17 protein-coding genes (1 of these 17 cut by a window edge) are annotated in these 17,245 nt (G+C 45.5%); 13 read left to right on the forward strand and 4 right to left on the reverse strand.

The window, feature by feature from the left end; all coding sequences use genetic code 11:
• The 3 genes in view from tsaB to tsaD are tightly spaced (at most 1 nt apart) and all read left to right on the forward strand, a layout consistent with a single transcriptional unit that may run on beyond the window.
• Window positions 1-304, forward strand: partial view of a tRNA (adenosine(37)-N6)-threonylcarbamoyltransferase complex dimerization subunit type 1 TsaB gene (tsaB, locus tag ACXAGL_RS09475; RefSeq protein WP_474990913.1) — the 3' end only. The gene continues 383 nt to the left of window position 1, outside the view; the window shows 304 of its 687 coding nt (coding positions 384-687); the start codon falls outside the window, past its left edge; its stop codon occupies window positions 302-304.
• Window position 305: 1 nt separating this feature from the next.
• Entirely contained in the window at window positions 306-749 is a 444-nt protein-coding gene (gene rimI / locus ACXAGL_RS09480; protein ID WP_027955823.1) for a ribosomal protein S18-alanine N-acetyltransferase, read from the forward strand.
• On the forward strand, window positions 746-1,789 hold the full coding sequence (gene tsaD, locus ACXAGL_RS09485; protein ID WP_474990915.1) for a tRNA (adenosine(37)-N6)-threonylcarbamoyltransferase complex transferase subunit TsaD: 1,044 nt from the start codon (window positions 746-748) through the stop codon (window positions 1,787-1,789). The genes rimI and tsaD overlap by 4 nt, the downstream gene beginning before the upstream one ends.
• A 324-nt stretch (window positions 1,790-2,113) precedes the next feature.
• On the opposite strand, the gene ACXAGL_RS09490 is transcribed toward tsaD, so the two are convergent.
• Window positions 2,114-4,048 carry an ABC-F family ATP-binding cassette domain-containing protein gene (locus ACXAGL_RS09490; RefSeq protein WP_474990917.1) on the reverse strand — a complete coding sequence of 645 codons (1,935 nt, stop codon included), beginning with the start codon at window positions 4,046-4,048 and terminating at the stop codon, window positions 2,114-2,116.
• A gap of 159 nt (window positions 4,049-4,207) precedes the next feature.
• Between ACXAGL_RS09490 and moaC the strand changes: the two genes are divergently transcribed.
• Window positions 4,208-4,696 carry a cyclic pyranopterin monophosphate synthase MoaC gene (moaC, locus tag ACXAGL_RS09495; protein WP_474990919.1) on the forward strand — a complete coding sequence of 163 codons (489 nt, stop codon included), beginning with the start codon at window positions 4,208-4,210 and terminating at the stop codon, window positions 4,694-4,696.
• A gap of 14 nt (window positions 4,697-4,710) precedes the next feature.
• Window positions 4,711-5,370, forward strand: coding sequence for a redox-sensing transcriptional repressor Rex (locus ACXAGL_RS09500; RefSeq protein WP_474990921.1), 660 nt, complete (start codon window positions 4,711-4,713; stop codon window positions 5,368-5,370).
• A gap of 38 nt (window positions 5,371-5,408) precedes the next feature.
• On the opposite strand, the gene ACXAGL_RS09505 is transcribed toward ACXAGL_RS09500, so the two are convergent.
• Window positions 5,409-6,230: an SDR family oxidoreductase gene (locus ACXAGL_RS09505; protein WP_474967208.1), complete on the reverse strand. Its 822-nt coding sequence runs from the start codon at window positions 6,228-6,230 to the stop codon at window positions 5,409-5,411.
• 187 nt (window positions 6,231-6,417) lie between these two features.
• Between ACXAGL_RS09505 and ACXAGL_RS09510 the strand changes: the two genes are divergently transcribed.
• Window positions 6,418-7,827, forward strand: a complete 1,410-nt coding sequence (locus ACXAGL_RS09510) for an MDR family MFS transporter (RefSeq protein WP_474972223.1) — start codon at window positions 6,418-6,420, stop codon at window positions 7,825-7,827.
• A 101-nt stretch (window positions 7,828-7,928) separates the two neighbouring features.
• On the opposite strand, the gene ACXAGL_RS09515 is transcribed toward ACXAGL_RS09510, so the two are convergent.
• Complete coding sequence (locus tag ACXAGL_RS09515; RefSeq protein ID WP_474967210.1) at window positions 7,929-8,126, reverse strand: YdiK family protein; 198 nt, start codon at window positions 8,124-8,126, stop codon at window positions 7,929-7,931.
• Between the two features lie 4 nt (window positions 8,127-8,130).
• Complete coding sequence (locus tag ACXAGL_RS09520; protein ID WP_474972222.1) at window positions 8,131-8,841, reverse strand: lysostaphin resistance A-like protein; 711 nt, start codon at window positions 8,839-8,841, stop codon at window positions 8,131-8,133.
• A 261-nt stretch (window positions 8,842-9,102) separates the two neighbouring features.
• Between ACXAGL_RS09520 and groES the strand changes: the two genes are divergently transcribed.
• The 7 genes from groES to ACXAGL_RS09555 all read left to right on the forward strand — a co-directional run bounded on the left by groES (window position 9,103) and on the right by ACXAGL_RS09555 (window position 17,081).
• Window positions 9,103-9,387, forward strand: a complete 285-nt coding sequence (groES, locus tag ACXAGL_RS09525; protein ID WP_027955522.1) for a co-chaperone GroES — start codon at window positions 9,103-9,105, stop codon at window positions 9,385-9,387.
• Between the two features lie 50 nt (window positions 9,388-9,437).
• Window positions 9,438-11,072 (forward strand): chaperonin GroEL, encoded by a 1,635-nt coding sequence (groL, locus tag ACXAGL_RS09530; RefSeq protein WP_281658997.1) that lies wholly within the window; start codon window positions 9,438-9,440, stop codon window positions 11,070-11,072.
• A gap of 662 nt (window positions 11,073-11,734) precedes the next feature.
• Entirely contained in the window at window positions 11,735-12,457 is a 723-nt protein-coding gene (locus ACXAGL_RS09535; protein ID WP_474990923.1) for a GntR family transcriptional regulator, read from the forward strand.
• Window positions 12,458-12,653: 196 nt separating this feature from the next.
• Window positions 12,654-14,234: a PTS transporter subunit EIIC gene (locus ACXAGL_RS09540; protein ID WP_474990925.1), complete on the forward strand. Its 1,581-nt coding sequence runs from the start codon at window positions 12,654-12,656 to the stop codon at window positions 14,232-14,234.
• A gap of 54 nt (window positions 14,235-14,288) precedes the next feature.
• Window positions 14,289-15,683 (forward strand): sulfatase family protein, encoded by a 1,395-nt coding sequence (locus tag ACXAGL_RS09545; RefSeq protein ID WP_474990927.1) that lies wholly within the window; start codon window positions 14,289-14,291, stop codon window positions 15,681-15,683.
• Window positions 15,673-16,143, forward strand: a complete 471-nt coding sequence (locus ACXAGL_RS09550) for a PTS sugar transporter subunit IIA (RefSeq protein ID WP_474990929.1) — start codon at window positions 15,673-15,675, stop codon at window positions 16,141-16,143. The genes ACXAGL_RS09545 and ACXAGL_RS09550 overlap by 11 nt, the downstream gene beginning before the upstream one ends.
• A gap of 146 nt (window positions 16,144-16,289) precedes the next feature.
• Window positions 16,290-17,081, forward strand: a complete 792-nt coding sequence (locus ACXAGL_RS09555; protein WP_474990931.1) for a sulfite exporter TauE/SafE family protein — start codon at window positions 16,290-16,292, stop codon at window positions 17,079-17,081.
• Window positions 17,082-17,245 lie beyond the last annotated feature (164 nt).

Genomic DNA, 17,245 nt, shown 5'->3' on the forward strand with positions numbered 1-17,245 from the left:
AGAGATGAACCTAGTGAAAGAGGAGCGCAACCTGCTGATGGAGGACTGGCTTCAGGAGCTGAAAGAGCAGGGAGAAAAGGTGCTGTTTATCAGTCAGGATACAGCTGTGCATAAGGAACGGATCCTTGAAGTGCTCGGTGACAAGGCTGTCATTCCGGCCGCACCTTACCAGTTCGCGAGACCTTCCCTGGTCGCAGCTGCTGGAGCTGACAAGGAACCGGGGCCGCTGCATGACCTTGTCCCGAATTATCTCCGCCTTCCTGAAGCAGAGGCCAAATGGCTGGCCCAGCAGGAGAACAAGTAAAATGGCGTCCGTCCGGCGAATGACCATTGACGATGTCGAAGCTGTGATGCAGGTGGAGAAAGCATCTTTTGCTGTGCCGTGGTCACAGGAAACATTTGAAAAAGAAATGACCGACAATCCATACTCCTTCTACTATGTTGTGGAAGAGGATGAGAAAATCATCGGATATTGTGGATTGTGGTTAATTATCGATGAAGCGCATATAACCAACATTGCCATTCTTCCTGAGTACCGTGGATACAAGTACGGGGAACTGCTCTTCGGGCATACGTGCCGGGAAGCCGTCGAGCGGGGAGCTGTACAGCTTTCCCTTGAAGTCCGTGTCTCCAACATGGCTGCCCAGCATCTATACCGGAAATTCGGTCTTGTTCCCGGTGGTGTACGGAAGAGGTATTATACAGACAATGGAGAAGATGCGCTCGTTATGTGGGTGGGATTAAAATGAACGAAGATCAATACATTCTTGCGATTGAAACGAGTTGTGATGAAACAGCCGTCGCTGTCGTGAAAAATGAAACCGAACTGATTACAAACGTCGTTGCCTCACAAATAGAAAGTCATAAGCGCTTTGGCGGCGTCGTCCCGGAAATCGCGTCAAGGCATCATATTGAGCAGATGACCCTCACGCTTCAGCAGGCACTGGATGAGTCGGGTATGACGATTGATGATATGGATGCGATTGCTGTGACAGAAGGACCGGGGCTGGTCGGCGCGTTATTAGTCGGTGTGAACGCCGCGAAGTCGATAGCTTTTGCCAAGCAGAAGCCACTCGTTGGCGTGCATCATATCGCCGGCCATATCTATGCGAACCGTCTGGAAAAAGAATTTCAGTTTCCACTGCTGGCGCTCGTCGTTTCCGGTGGACACACAGAGCTCGTACTGATGCGCGAGCACGGTTCGTTTGAGATTATCGGGGAAACGCGCGATGATGCCGCAGGAGAAGCCTATGACAAAGTGGCCCGGACGCTGAAACTTCCCTATCCAGGTGGGCCGCATATCGACCGTCTCGCTCATGAAGGGGAAGAAACGATTGATTTTCCACGGGCATGGCTCGAGGAGGGTTCCTACGACTTCAGCTTCAGTGGATTGAAGTCAGCTGTCATCAACCGTCTTCATAAGGCGAAGCAGCGTGGGGAAGAGTTAAAGGCCGAGGACGTTGCGGCCAGCTTCCAGGCAAGTGTTGTCGATGTTTTATCTACGAAAGCTCTCCGGGCTGCGGAGGAATACGGTGTGAAACAGATGATCGTTGCTGGTGGGGTGGCCGCCAACAAAGGGTTAAGAAAAGCGTTGGAGGAAAAATTCCAGAACAGTGAGGCAGAACTGCTGATTCCGCCCCTTCATTTGTGTACGGATAATGCAGCCATGATTGCAGCAGCTGGTGCCGTAGCTTTCAATCAAGGCCATCGTTCCGGCTGGGATTTGAATGCCAACCCCGGGCTCGATCTTGAAAGGTACGGAGCAAGGAAAACAGGCTCTCCTTCCTAAAGGGGAGCCTTCTTTTGTTCAGTTATCCACATGTGTATAAGTTCTTTTTCCAGTAAAAGGCTGTGGGCAAGTAGATATTGGAAAGAAAACGTTACCATTATACGTGGATAAGTACGGGTTTTTCTGTGGATAATGTGAATAACCCTGTTGAGAACTGTAATTACGCGTGTGGATCTGTTGAAAACTTTGTGGATATTGAATAGTGGTTCACAGGGTTATGAGAAGGATCGCAGGTTGTCGGGAATTTTCTCGGCAGTTCATAAAAAAGACCGTTACTTTTTCTACAGTCTAAAAAAGCCGGCGTATGAGCGCCGGCTTTCTTGTTTACTCATGAAGAGCTTCCCATTCTTCCATTAAAGCTTCTAAACGAGCGTTCTTTTCTTTATTGTCTTCCGTAATCTCAAGAGAGCGTTCGTGGTCCTGGTAAATATCCGGATCACAAAGCAGTTCTTCGTTTTCTTCCAATACAGCTTCTACTTCTTCGATTTCCTTTTCGATTTCAGCAATCCGGCGGTTTTTCCGGCGTTCCTCACGCTTCGCAGCTTTATCCTCTTCAAAGCTGTTTTTCGGAGGCGCCTGCTTTTCCGCCGGTTTTTCCTGGGCACGTTCGGCTTCTTCCAACTGCTGCAGTTCGTATTCTTCCTGCTTCTTCTCCACATAATAGTCATAGTCCCCGAGGAACAGGCGTGTGTTCTCCGGTTTCATTTCCACGATTTGATCGGCAATCTTGTTGATGAAGTAACGGTCGTGGGAAACGAACAGCAGAGTGCCTGGATAATCGACGAGTGCCGCTTCCAGGACTTCTTTACTGTCCAGGTCCAGATGGTTGGTCGGCTCGTCGAGAATGAGGAAATTGGCTTCCTGCATCATCAGCTTGGCGAGGGACAATCGTGCTTTTTCCCCACCACTCAATGCGGAGACCGGCTTCAGCACGTCCTCCCCGGAAAACAGGAAGTTGCCGAGAATCGTCCGGATATCTCTTTCATTTTTCATCGGGTAATCGTCCCACAGCTCATTCAGCACCGTTTTCTTAGACTGAAGTTTGAGCTGTTCCTGGTCATAATAGCCGATCTGGACGTTTGTGCCAAGGAGTTTTTTCCCTTTCGTGCCTTCCAGTTCACCGACAAGCGTCTTCAGAAGGGTCGTTTTTCCGACCCCGTTCGGTCCGACGAGTGCTACAGAGTCCCCGCGGTTCAGATCAAGCGTCAGGTTATCGAATAAATAGGACGAGCTGTCCGAATAGCGGAAGGCATAGTCTCTCAGCTTCAGCACATCATTGCCGCTTCTTCTCGCAGCCTGGAAACTGAACTTCGCTGACAGGTTGTCTTCTTTTGGTTTGTCGAGCTTATCCATTTTCTCGAGCTGCTTGCGGCGGCTCTGCGCCCGTTTACTCGTTGTGGCCCGGACAAGGTTCTTCTGGATGAAGTCCTCCATCCGTTTGATTTCTTCCTGCTGCTTTTCAAAGCGTTTCATTTCCTGTTCGAAGTCGGCTTCCTTTTTCTTTAAATAATCGCTGTAGTTGCCATGATATTTCTTCGATGATTGAAAAGCGATCTCGTATACGGTATCGACGATTTTATCCAGGAAGTAGCGGTCGTGCGAGACGATGACCACAGCACCGGAATAGCCCTGAAGGTAGTTTTCCAGCCAGCTCAGCGTATCGATGTCCAGGTGGTTGGTCGGCTCATCAAGAATCAAAAGATCGGGACTGGTCAACAGCAGTTTCCCGAGTGCCAGCCGTGTTTTCTGACCGCCACTTAATGTAGAAATCGGTGTAGTCCAGTCAAAATCCTTGAAGTTAAGTCCGTTCAATACAGCCCGGATATCGGCTTCATAGTGGTAGCCGCCGGCAGTCTTGAACTGCTCCTGCTTCCGGTCGTAGTCCTTCAGCAGCTGCTGATAGCGGGTCTGATCTTCCACCAGGGCGGGATCGGCCATCTGCACTTCCATGGAACGGAGTTCTTTCTCCAGTGATTTCAAGTGGTCAAAAACCTGCTCCATCTCGTCCCAGATCGACTTTTCGGACTGCAGACCTGTATGCTGCTCCAGGTATCCGACCGATGCATCTTTCGGTTTGAACATATCTCCGGAATCGTAGCTCATCTCTCCGGCCATAATCTTCAACAGGGTCGATTTTCCTGCCCCGTTCCGGCCGACGATGGCAAGCCGGTCATTCTTTTGTACTTCCAATTTAATATTCGTTAAAATCAACTCGGCGCCGAAACGCTTCGTCAGTTGATTCAGCTGCATGAGAATCATGTCGTTTCACCTCGATGAACTAAGTGTATCTTATACGGATACCTGCTAGCAACAGAATGCCCTGTGTGAAAAGCGATCGTTGACGACTCCGGATTGATTTTTTGGTAGAATAAGAGTAGTGTTTCAATCAGAACCATGTAGAAAAAGGGGAACGTGCCAATGGCGGAATTTAGTCATTTCAATGAAGAGGGCCGTGCCCGGATGGTGGATATATCCGGCAAGGAAGATACCGTAAGGACAGCGGTCGCCTTCACAAGTGTAGAAGTGAACAAGGAGATTTATCATAAAATTACAGAGCGGACGATGGAAAAAGGGAACGTTCTGTCTGTAGCCCAGGTGGCCGGGATCATGGCAGCCAAAAAAACCCCGGACTGGATTCCGATGTGTCACCCTCTGCCGTTGAAGGGTGTCGATATCTCCTTTGACTGGGAGCTTGATGGAGAGAAACCGCGTTTGATCATCGAGGTTTCCGCCAGGACGAAAGGAAGCACGGGTGTGGAAATGGAAGCGCTCACGGCTGCATCTGCTGCTGCTCTTACAGTGTATGACATGTGTAAAGCCGTTGATAAAGGGATGGTCATCGGACCGACGTATTTGTCGGAGAAGACCGGTGGCAAAAATGGCGACTATAAACGAACGGATCGGTAAAGGAGGTCGGAGCCATGGATATGGAACAAGCAAAAATTCCACAGGCGACAGCCAAGCGGCTGCCGCTGTATTACCGCTTCTTGAATAACCTGCACAGTCAGGGAAAGCTGCGTGTATCATCGAAAGAGCTGAGTGAGGCGGTGAAAGTCGACTCCGCTACGATCCGCCGGGACTTTTCCTACTTCGGAGCACTCGGGAAGAAGGGCTACGGCTACAACGTGGAATACCTGCTGTCCTTCTTCAGAAAGACGCTCGATCAGGATGAAACGACGAAGGTCGCCCTGATTGGTGTAGGGAATCTGGGAACGGCTTTTCTGAATTATAATTTTACGAAAAACAACAATACGAAAATTGAAATGGCCTTTGATGCCAACGAGGATCGGGTCGGTACGGAAGTCGGCGGTGTCGAAGTGCACCACATCGACGACTTGGAAAACCAGCTCGGTGACCTTGAGGTGGCCATCTTAACAGTACCGGCATCTGCCGCCCAGGGCATTGCCGAACGCCTTGTAGAAGCGGGTGTGAGCGGAATTCTCAATTTCACGCCGGCGCGGATCAGCGTTCCATCGCGCGTGCGGGTGCATCATATCGACCTTGCGATTGAACTGCAGGCACTCGTTTACTTCCTGAAGCATTATCCGCTGATGGAGGATGAGCCGCTGGATGAAGCATAAAAAAGACTTAGAGCGTCGTCTGCTCTAAGTCTTTTTTATTACTTCGTCGTTTCTTTCCAACTGTTGTCCATCAGCATTTTACCCGGCCACGTGTAGGCGGTCAGTCCGCCGTCCACAGTAAGATCCTCACCGGTAATGAACGAGCTTTCCTCAGAAGCGAGGAAAAGGGCGGCGGAGGCGATTTCCTCCGGCTTTCCTAACCGGCCCATCGGCGTCACCCATTTCTGCGCCTCCCGGAACTCACGACCTTCCTCTTCTTTTTTCGTACCGGCGAGTTCATCAACGAGCGGCGTTTCAATTGTTCCGGGGGATACGGCATTCACGCGGATGCCCTGACGTGCGTAATCAATCGCCATGGCCCTGGTGAAGTTTGTGATTCCGCCCTTGGCTGCGTTGTAGCCGGAACGATCCAGGTCGGCCGCCTGTCCCGACATGGATGATGTATTGATGATCGAGCCACCATTTTCGAACATAAGCGGAAGTAGATATTTACTGACTAAAAAGGTGCCGCGGAGGTCGACAGAAATGATCTGGTCGAACAAATCGACCGGATATTCGTGCACCTTGCCGCCTTCTTCATCGACACCGGCGTTGTTGAACAGCACATCAATCGTTCCGTACGTTTCCTCTACATAATTGGCAAAGACGCGGACACTTTCCTGCTCGGATACATCCAGGGCGTAGGATTCCGCCTGCCCGCCATGGATGTTGATTTCCTCCACAGTTTTGCGGACATCCTCTTCATCGACGTCAGCACAGATGACGCGGGCGCCCTCCTGGGCAAAAAGCTTCACGGTAGCTTTCCCGATTCCTGTCGCGGCTCCTGTAACGACTGCCGTTTTATTGTTTAAACGTCCCATATGATCTTCCTCCTTTATTCGTCTGGTTGTATGGTACCCAGGGGTTAAAGACTGGAAACATAAGGGAACGCTTACACCGCTCATTTGATGAAAAACAAACTGGAACGGCCGATGGAAGGGGTTAATCCGGCTACGAGGTGGTATAGTAGATAATAGTGTACGAATCGACAGAAAGTGAGGGACATCTATGAGTAAACTGCCGAATAAATGGCTTGTCGTCATATCGGTTTTGTTTGGAACGTTTACCGTCATCTTAAATAATAGTATGCTGAACCCGATTTTACCGCGGTTCATTGAAATCTTTGATTCCAACGCCGTAGCCGTCGGGTGGATTTTAACGATCTTCATGGTCGCCATGGGGATGACGATGCCGCTGACGGGCTATTTCGGAGACCGGTTCGGGAAAAAGAAAGTCTACCTGACCGGTTTGTTTATTTTCATCCTTGGGTCGTTATCCGGATTCTTTTCCTCCACGCTCAGTATGGTGATCATCTCCCGGGCGATTCAAGGAATGGCCGGGGGCTTGATGCTGCCGATCGCCATGGCGCTCATTTTCAACTCGTTTCCGAGACATGAGCGCGGGCTGGCCGTCGGTGTATACGGGGTTGCGGCGATGGTCGCTCCGGCGATCGGCCCGACCGTCGGGGGGCTGCTTATTCAGTATGTGGACTGGCCGTGGCTGTTTGCCTTTAACATTCCATTCGGACTGACAGGTTTGATTCTATCCGCCAAGTTTCTGGAGCGGACGGAAACGCATCCGGAAAAAAAGTTCGACCTTGTCGGGTTTCTTATCATTACCTTAGGTATCGGGTCCGTGTTGTTTGCGCTCGGACGGGGGCGGACACTGGATAAATTGATGGATCCGCTGAACCTGACGCTCGTGGTGGTCGGCTTACTGGCGATTGTCCTGTTTGTTTTTTACGAAAACCGCCAGGACGACCCGCTTCTCAATTTATCGGTCTTCAAGGTGCCGACCTATTCCGTGTCCATCCTTGTCACCTCGGCTGCATCGATCGGATTATTCTCAGGAATTTTCCTGCTGCCGCTGCTCATTCAAAATGTCTACGGCTTGAATGAAGTCATGACAGGACTGTTGTTCCTGCCGGCAGCCGCGGCGAGCGGGGTGTTCATGTCGATTGGCGGACGGATCCTTGATAAGAAAGGACCGAAGTACGTCGTTCCGCCGGGTCTTGCGATTATGGCCCTGGCGACACTGGGTCTTGGGATGCTGAAGCTTTCCACCCCATACTGGATGATTCTCGCCTTGAACACGGTTCGCGGTCTCGGCATGGGGATGGGGAACATGCCGGCGACAACGTCGGGGATGAACGCCATTCCTGAGCATTTGGTCGCGCAGGGAAGTGCGATGAACAACATCATCCGGCAGATTTCCTCTTCGCTCGGTATCGTCTTTTTCTCTATTTATTATGAAGTCCGCCGCGCGCAGATTTCCGCAGGAGGGGATATCGATATGCAGGCGGCCACCCTGCAGACATTAAATGAAGCTTTCCTCGTGTCGGCGGTTGTGCTGCTGATTGCGCTGCCGTTTTCCTTTATTCTGAAGGGCGTTCCGGATGAGGACGAAAAACAAGCATAAATAAAGGGCTTGTTCTCACCTGGAACGTATGTGGAAGCTTGCCGCGGGCACGGCCACCTTAATAAACATAAAAAAACGCAGGCATCGCGCCTGCGTTTTTCTTATTTCTTCGTATTCTTAATTTTGTTATGAAGGTTGTATAAACGAACGGCCACGGCAATGTTAAAGGTGGCGACAAGCGACAAAATGATCGTCGTTGCATTCCAGATCGTTTCAGCCGCTGCCTGAGCGGCAATATACGTAAAGGCAATCCCTAAGGAAAAATACAGCAGCGCCATGAATAATGGAGATGTTTTCATAAGTTTAGAATAACCCTCCAATGAAGATCGTCTCGACCTGCTCCTGCATGCGGCGGATATCTTCCTCTGTCAAAAAGTACTGGGTGGCGACAACAAACGAGTTCATCGCCATATGAGCCACGATTGGTGTAATAATTCGTTTTGTTTTGACGTAAAGGAAGGCGAATACCACACCCATGGAGAAATAGACTAACATGTGCTTAAAGTCGAAGTGGAACGCACCGAATACAAGCGCGGAAACAAGAACCGCAAGCAGGAAGTTCGTGCGTTTGTAAATTTCTCCAAAAATAATTTTACGAAAAATAATCTCTTCTGTAATCGGAGCGAATACAACAGGGAGTAGAATGAAAAGCGGGGCTTCCCGGGCAATTTCCATCAAGCCCATCGTATTTTCCGAACCGGCCGGCACACCAAACACCTCACGTTCAATGGTGGCGGCAATCGCCTGTGCGAATAAAGCGAGAAACACCCCGGCGATCGACCAGAGAATGACTTTTCCGGCACCGGCTTTTTCATCGCGTGCGTACGTATTCTGTCTTTCCGGACGGAGCAGCAGCAGAATGATCAATGTCGCGATCGTAAAGCTGACGACAGACCAGATGGCAATCGCGTCAAACTGCTCAAGTCCCGCAGCCATCAGAAGCGGAGCGAATACAACTGTGGAAAGCTGTGTCACTACATAAGTTAAAATGATATACCAATATCGTTTGGGCATACGTTTACGACTCCTTTTATTCAGCAGCAGGAACACTTCCTGCACTACATACTTTATGTATTTTATCACAGTTTCAAAACCACACGTAAGCGATACGCAGGAACGTGCGATTTTTGTCGAAAAACTTGGATAAATTTCTAGAGTTTCTACTTGAAAAACAGTAGTGAATTGATTATGATAAGAATTGTGTTAGCACTCACCTATGTCGAGTGCTAATAAACGACTAAAATCTGAACAACCATATCAAGGAGGGTGTCCTAATTGTTAAAGCCACTTGGTGATCGTATTGTCATTGAACTTGTTGAAGAAGAGCAGACTACTGCAAGCGGAATCGTACTTCCGGATTCTGCGAAGGAAAAGCCGCTGGAAGGTAAAGTTGTTGCTGTCGGTAACGGCCGCGTAACCGAACACGGCGAGAAAGTAGCACTTGAAGTCGCAACCGGCGACCGCGTGATCTACTCCAAATTCGCAGGTACCGAAGTGAAGTATGAAGGCAGTGAATACTTGATTCTCCGCGAATCCGACGTACTTGCTGTCATTCAGTAAATTCTTCAAAAATACTTAAACATACGATATTAATGAGGAGGGCATTTTAAATGGCTAAAGAAATCAAATTTAGTGAAGACGCACGCCGCTCTATGCTGCGTGGTGTAGATACATTAGCAAATGCTGTTAAAGTTACACTCGGACCAAAAGGACGTAACGTCGTTCTTGATAAAAAATTCGGTTCTCCACTCATTACTAATGATGGTGTAACCATCGCAAAAGAGATCGAGCTTGAAGACCATTTCGAAAACATGGGTGCTCAGCTTGTATCTGAAGTTGCTTCCAAAACCAACGACGTTGCCGGTGACGGTACGACGACAGCAACGGTTCTTGCTCAGGCGATGATCCGTGAAGGTCTTAAAAACGTAACATCCGGTGCGAATCCTGTCGGTATCCGTAAAGGAATCGAGAAAGCGACAGCTGTAGCAACGGAAGAGCTTCGCAAAATCTCCAAGCCGATCGAAGGCCGCGATTCCATCGCGCAGGTCGCCAGCATCTCTGCTGCTGACAACGAAGTCGGCCAGCTGATCGCTGAAGCTATGGAGCGCGTAGGTAACGACGGTGTTATCACGATTGAAGAATCCAAAGGCTTCAACACCGAGCTTGAAGTGGTTGAAGGTATGCAGTTCGACCGCGGATATGCTTCTCCTTACATGGTCACTGACCAGGATAAGATGGAAGCGGTTCTTGAAGATCCTTACATCTTAATTACAGATAAGAAGATCAACAACATCCAGGAAGTTCTTCCTGTCCTTGAGCAAGTGGTTCAGCAGTCCAAGCCGCTTCTATTGATCTCTGAAGACGTTGAAGGCGAAGCACTTGCTACACTTGTAGTGAACAAGCTGCGCGGTACATTCAACGCAGTAGCTGTTAAGGCTCCAGGCTTCGGCGATCGTCGTAAAGCGATGCTTGAAGACATTGCAACACTTACGGGCGGCCAGGTCATCACAGAAGATCTTGGTCTTGAATTGAAGAATACAACCATCGATCAGCTTGGACGCGCGTCCAAAGCGGTCATTACTAAAGAAAACACAACGGTTGTCGAAGGTGCCGGAAACCCTGAGCAGATCTCTTCCCGTGTTGCTCAAATCCGTGCTCAGGCAGAAGAAACCACTTCTGAATTCGACAAGGAAAAACTGCAGGAGCGCCTTGCTAAACTTTCCGGCGGCGTAGCTGTCATCAAAGTCGGCGCTGCTACAGAAACAGAATTGAAAGAGCGTAAACTACGCATCGAAGACGCCTTGAACTCTACTCGAGCAGCTGTAGAAGAAGGCATCGTAGCCGGTGGTGGTACAGCGCTTGTCAACATCATTACCTCTGTCGAAGGCCTTGGCCTTGTCGACGACGAAGCGACAGGTGCAAGCATCGTTCTCCGTGCGCTTGAAGAGCCGGTCCGTCAGATCGTTCACAACGCGGGTCTTGAAGGATCCATCATCGTTGAGCGTCTGAAAGGCGAAGAAGTCGGCGTAGGCTTCAACGCAGCCACAGGCGAATGGGTAAACATGGTTGAACAGGGTATCGTTGACCCAACAAAAGTAACTCGTTCTGCGCTTCAAAACGCAGCTTCCGTAGCCGCTATGTTCTTGACTACTGAAGCGGTCGTAGCGGATCACCCAGAAGAAGATAACTCCGGTGGCGGTATGCCGGATATGGGTGGCATGGGCGGAATGGGCGGCATGATGTGATAGCTCCCAAACCCCTTTCAACCTAGACTTTGAGTACAATTAGACTGGATTATGACCGGTTTATAAAATCGCTTACTAAACCTAAAAGCCTCTCAAGAGTTAATAAACTTTTGAGGGGCTTTTCTTTTATTCTTAAATATAATTAGTGGGACAATAGTTTACACTAGGATTAATATTTTGGAGTTGCTTACAAGAAGAAAGTGAAGTCTACTTTTTAACATAAGTTGTTTGCTTTGGTTGCAGAAATATTTTGAGGCGCACACGGACCAAATGGATCGTTATTAGAGAGAGGGATTAAGAAGAAAATGAGTAACTTAATCTTCAACCAACGGTAAGGAATTCACAAAGTTGCTAGTGAATGATAATATATCGCTTTAAATACCTTATTCTCTATTCATAATAGGATATTGTATATTTTGTGCGTATTTTTACAATTCTACTAGGACTCACGTAGTGGAAGTTGGTGTGTTTTATAAAAAAGATTGAAAAGTAAATGGGTGAATATGGGAAATGAAAGTGTGTTAAAATCTTACTTTTATAGTGATCTATAAGTTATTCGTGTTATCATAGTTTATGAAAAATGTTTACTTCTGATAATTCGTATTAATAAATAAAGTTGAACCATTTATGATTGTGGTTGAAGTTTAGCTGGAGGTGACGATATGGCTGATAAGTCAAAAAAAATTCCTAAATATAAAAAAATCGAGAACTATTTATTACAAAATATAAAAACGGGTTACTATACACAAGGACAGCCGATTGAAACGGAACAGGAGTTAGCTGATAAATATGGTGTAAGTAGAGTGACTGTGCGACAAGCTACCAACAATCTTGTTGCGAGAGGGCTACTGTCTCGCAGCCAGGGCAGTGGTACTTACGTGTCTAGTCAAAATGTCGTGGGTAGGGCCACAAACGTGAAAAGTTTTACTGAAGAAATGGAAGAGATGGGAAAAGAGGTTACTTCTGAAATTCTGGATTTTAAGATCACCCCATCAAACAACGAAATAAGTGAGAAGCTTAAGGTTGACCCGGAAAGTCCTATTTACTTCATCAAGAGACTGAGAATGGCAGATGGTGAGCCAATGATGATTGAATCGACGCACATGAATGTGAAGGATTTTCCTGATTTAACTTACGAAAGTATCCAACAATCCAAGTACAAGTACGTGGAAGAAAAGAAAAAGTTAGTAATCGATCATTCCCACCATATTGTAGTTCCTGTTATGCCGACAGATGAAGATGTCAAATATTTTGATTGTGACCCCGGAGCGCCATTGTTGAAAATATTGAATACGACTTACTTATCTTCGGGAAACATACTCGATTTTACTGAGCTAATAATCAACGTTGAAAAATATCAATACCAATCAATAAGGGCAAAATAAAAGAGAGTGCTATGCTTATCGGTTTAGCACTCTTTTTTTATCGTTAAATGTTAATACAAATATTTTTTGTATTGACAAATAATTTAAGTTTGATAGTATTGAAACATGAAAACGTTATCATGAAACTTGTACTAGTACTGTTAGAAGGTTAGACCATATCTTTGGGAAATCTAAAAACAAGCAGGATGGTGAGGTAATGAAAGATAAAATTATGGGGTTTGGTCAGCAGCTCGGTAAAGCCATATTACTTCCTGTGGCAATACTGCCTGTAGCAGGATTGTTGCTTGGAATATCAGCCGCTTTGTCTGGACAGGCAGTTATTGAAACCTATTCATTCTTGGACAACGATGTGTTACAAGCGATTTTGAAAATAATGAATGCAGCTGGTGCTGGAGTATTCAATGCACTACCACTCATATTTGCAGTCGGAATTGCAACTGGTCTCGCTCGAAAAGAAAAGGGACCGGCAGGATTGGCTGCAGTAGTTGGTTACTTTGTATTAATAATCACAGTCAATGCTTTGTTGGAAATCACTGGTCAGATTGCTCCTGCTGATGTGGACCCCAGGACGTTGGGGCAAGGTACACAATTTGGGATAATGACACTGCAAATGGGGGTGTTTGGTGGTATTCTTTCAGGGATTGTAACGGGACTAGTCCATAACAAGTTTTATAACATTAAAATGCCTGAATTCCTTGCCTTTTTTGGTGGGTCGAGATTTGTCCCAATAGTAAATACATTCATATTCTTGGCTGTCGGTGCAGTCATGTTTATTGTTTGGCCTATCATCGGAAACGCTATTGCATCGTTTGGGGAGTTTGCTACCGGCCTAGGTACTTTTGGTGCTTTCTTGTATGGTTTAATGTTGCGGGTTCTTTACTTATTCGGATTGCATCACGTATTCTACCTGCCTTTCTGGACTACTGCCGCTGGTGGTTCAATGGAAGTAGGGGGACAAGTATATGAGGGGTTCCAAACCATCTTTTTGGCACAATTGTCAGACCCGAATACTACGAAGTTCTTCGGGAACTTGGCATTATTCAATAGTGGACGCTATCTGCACATGATGTTTGGAATGCTTGGAATCGTCTTGGCGATGTATAAGACTATTCCTAAGGGTCCTAAGCGTAAAGCGACTTCAGGATTCCTAATTTCAGTCGGATTAACTGCTTTTATTACAGGTGTAACTGAACCAATTTCCTTTGCATTACTGTTCGCTTCTCCTATCTTGTTTGTAGCAGAAGCATTGTTATTTGCAACTAGCTTTGTTGTAGCAAGTTTGTTTGACATTACCATCGGTTCCACATTTTCTGCCGGTGTGATCGAGTTCTTATTATTCGGTGTATTCCAAGGTGATGAAAAAACAAATTACTTGTGGGTTCTGGTTCTCGCAGTCCCTATTGTGTTGGTTTATTATTTCGTGTTTAAAACTTTGATCTTGAAATTAGATGCCAAGACTCCAGGACGTGATGAGGAAGAGGTTGGTGAAAATGAAGAACAGCATGTTATAAATACGGATATGACTCAAGCAGAAACGATTGTTAGCGCATTAGGAGGCCTTGATAACATCACCGAAATCGATAATTGTGCTACAAGATTGAGGGTAACTGTCCGTAAACCAAATGAAATAAGCGCTGACACGTTGAAGCGTACAGGCGCAATGAACACAGTTGTCAGAGGGAAGTCTATCCAGGTCATTTATGGACCGAAAGTTAACATGATACGAACGGACATAGATGAATTTTTGGAACATAAAGACGTTTCGAACAATCAATAATCCTGACATTAACGCTCGGAGGATTTATTCAACATTTTGGAAGGAAGATATAAAATGAGGAAAAATATCATCTACATTCATACACATGACAGCGGGAAGGTTTTGAGTCCGTATGGTTATAATGTGCCTACAGGATCCCTTCAAAAGTTTGCTGAAGAAGCTACACTTTTTAGACAGGCATACTGTGTCGGACCGACATGTTCGCCCAGCCGGGCAGGGATGCTAACTGGAACTTATCCACACAGCAATGGAATGTACGGACTGTCACAGCGCGGTTTCAAGTTACACAATTATAAGCAGCATATTGTGAATTATTTGAAGTCTAAAGATTATGAAACCATCTTGTGCGGCATTCAACATGAAGCAGGTAACTACACGGATCATGAGAAAGGAGCACGAATCATTGGTTACGACCAAGACATATCTTCTGATAATAAAAATTTGACTGAAGAAGAATTAGTTGAATGGGATTACAATAACGCGCTCAATGTAAAAGAATGGTTGAAAGAGTCAGAGAAAGAAAAGCCCTTCTTTTTATCATATGGTCTCTTTGCGACACACCGAAAGTTTCCGGAAGAAGGATATGACGGTGAATCATTTGATGAAAGGTATGTAATGCCTCCTAAGCCGCTACCAGAAAATGAAGAAATAAGAAAGGATTATTCAGGCTATCTTAATTCAGCTTCATGGTTCAATCATTCCTTCGATATTGTAATTAATGCATTGAAAGAGGAAGGGTTTTACGAAAATTCCATAATTATATTCACTACGGATCATGGAATACCTTTTCCGTTCAACAAATGCTCGTTGAATGATTCAGGTATTGGTGTTTCCTTAATCATGCGTGTTCCAGGAAGTGGTATGAACGGTGAATCTGTTGAATCATTGGTTTCACAAGTGGATGTCTTTCCTACCTTGTGTGACTTGCTGGGCTTGGAAAAACCACCTTATTTACAAGGAATCTCTTTTGCGGATATGTTCAAGATGAAAGGTATAGAGACTCGCGAAGAGGTTTTTTCTGAAATTAATTTTCATACTTCTTATGAACCTGCTAGAAGCATTAGAACAAAAAGGTATAAATATATCAGGTTCTATGATGATGATTATCTTAAGGTCAACCGTTCGAACATAGATAATTCCCCGACGAAGACTTTCTATCATCAAAATCGACTTACCGATAGGAGAAAGTCAAAAGAGAGCCTGTATGATCTTCTAATTGATCCGACTGAAAGAAACAATATAGCACATGAAGAAGAGTATTTAGAAATTCTTAAAGAAATGAGAGAAAAATTGAATATTTATCAACTTAGGACGGAGGACCCCATCGTAGCAGGACACTTTAAAATCAGTCCAGATTGGAAAGTGAATAAAAAAGGTACGTACAATCCCAGTTCGAAAAATCCGGATGATTATGAAGCTCCTGAAGAGAGGGATATACATGTTAAATAAGTGGTTCAGCAAGAAAAGTGTAATTGTAAGTCCTGCGGATGGATGGATAAAGAATCTTGAGGAAGTAGATGATGAAACCTTTTCTTCTAAAGTGATGGGAGATGGTTTTGCAATAGCCCCAAGTTCTTCTAATATTCATTCTCCGGTAAATGGATTCATTGATTTCGTATTTAAGACAAAGCATGCTGTTGGTTTGAAAACGAGCGATGGTATAGAGGTGTTGCTTCATATAGGAGTCGATACAGTAAGTTTAGAAGGAAAGGGATTCACCTCACACGTGGAGTCCGGAGACCGGGTGAAACAAGGCGATTTATTATTGTCGGTGGATTTCGATTCTTTCAAAGATTCAGTACCCTCAACGGATATCATCGCAGTGCTCACTAGCGGTCATAAGTGCAGTGTGAAAAGCCCCAATACATTCGTATCCAGTTTGGACAAGAACATCATCCATATATCTTGATCTCCAAATGAATCCGGTAGTAGCATCTTCTGCAACGGTTGTGTAAAACTAGGTAAGTCAAAAAGGAATTATATTCGCGTTTTACAATATGAAACGAATTTTAGATTTAGACAAAAAAGAAGTACTCAAAGTTGGGTAGATGAATTATGTCGTTAATTGTATTGCTATATTTCGTAATTGGGCTTTCTGCCTCTATGCTTGGATCCATGGCAGGTTTAGGTGGCGGGGTTATTATAAAGCCTATCTTAGATTTGCTTGATCACTACAACCTCGAAACTATAGGAGTATTATCGGCCTCTACTGTATTAGCCATGGCCAGTGCTTCATTATTCAAAATGAGAAATAGCAATGTTCGGGTAGAGGGTAGAATCAGCTTCATTATTGCAATAGGCTCTATATTTGGTGGAGCAGTAGGGAAATCGATTTTTAACTATAGTGTAGTAACTCTTGAGATGAACGGGGAAGTTGGATTGTTTCAATCCAGTTTCCTTGTTGTTATACTAGTGGCTATCTATCTTTATATCAGGTATAAGAAATATATCAGGACTTTTATGGTAGAAAGTGCATCAGTAATTTTCATAATGGGGATCCTACTAGGTATGATTTCCTCCTTTTTGGGAATAGGAGGTGGGCCTTTGAACGTTGCTATGCTGAGTTTCCTTTTCTCTATGAATATTAAACAAGCAGCCATGAATTCTTTGTTGATTATATTCTTTTCCCAACTTTCTTCACTGGCACTAACTTTATATGCAACTGGTTTCGGAGCTTATGATTTGACGGTCTTACCTTATATGATTGTGGGCGGTGTACTTGGCGGGGGTATTGGTAGCCATATAGTGAAGAATATTAACGATAGGATGATTGAGAGAATTTTCAACTTCACTCTTGCTTTCATAATCATGATTAACGTGTATAACGTTATTAAGTCAATATTATAGTGAGGAGGTTATAGACATTATTGAGAGTAATTGGTGTACTATATCCTAGTCGTCTGTAAAGACAGGGTACAAGGAAGAAAATAGCTCCCAGAATGTAAATCCAGCCAATAATAATAAGAGATTTTCAATATTGACCTCTTGGAATTTGCTATTCGAAAAATAAT

The organism is Halobacillus sp. ABA4_118, assembly GCF_056160205.1.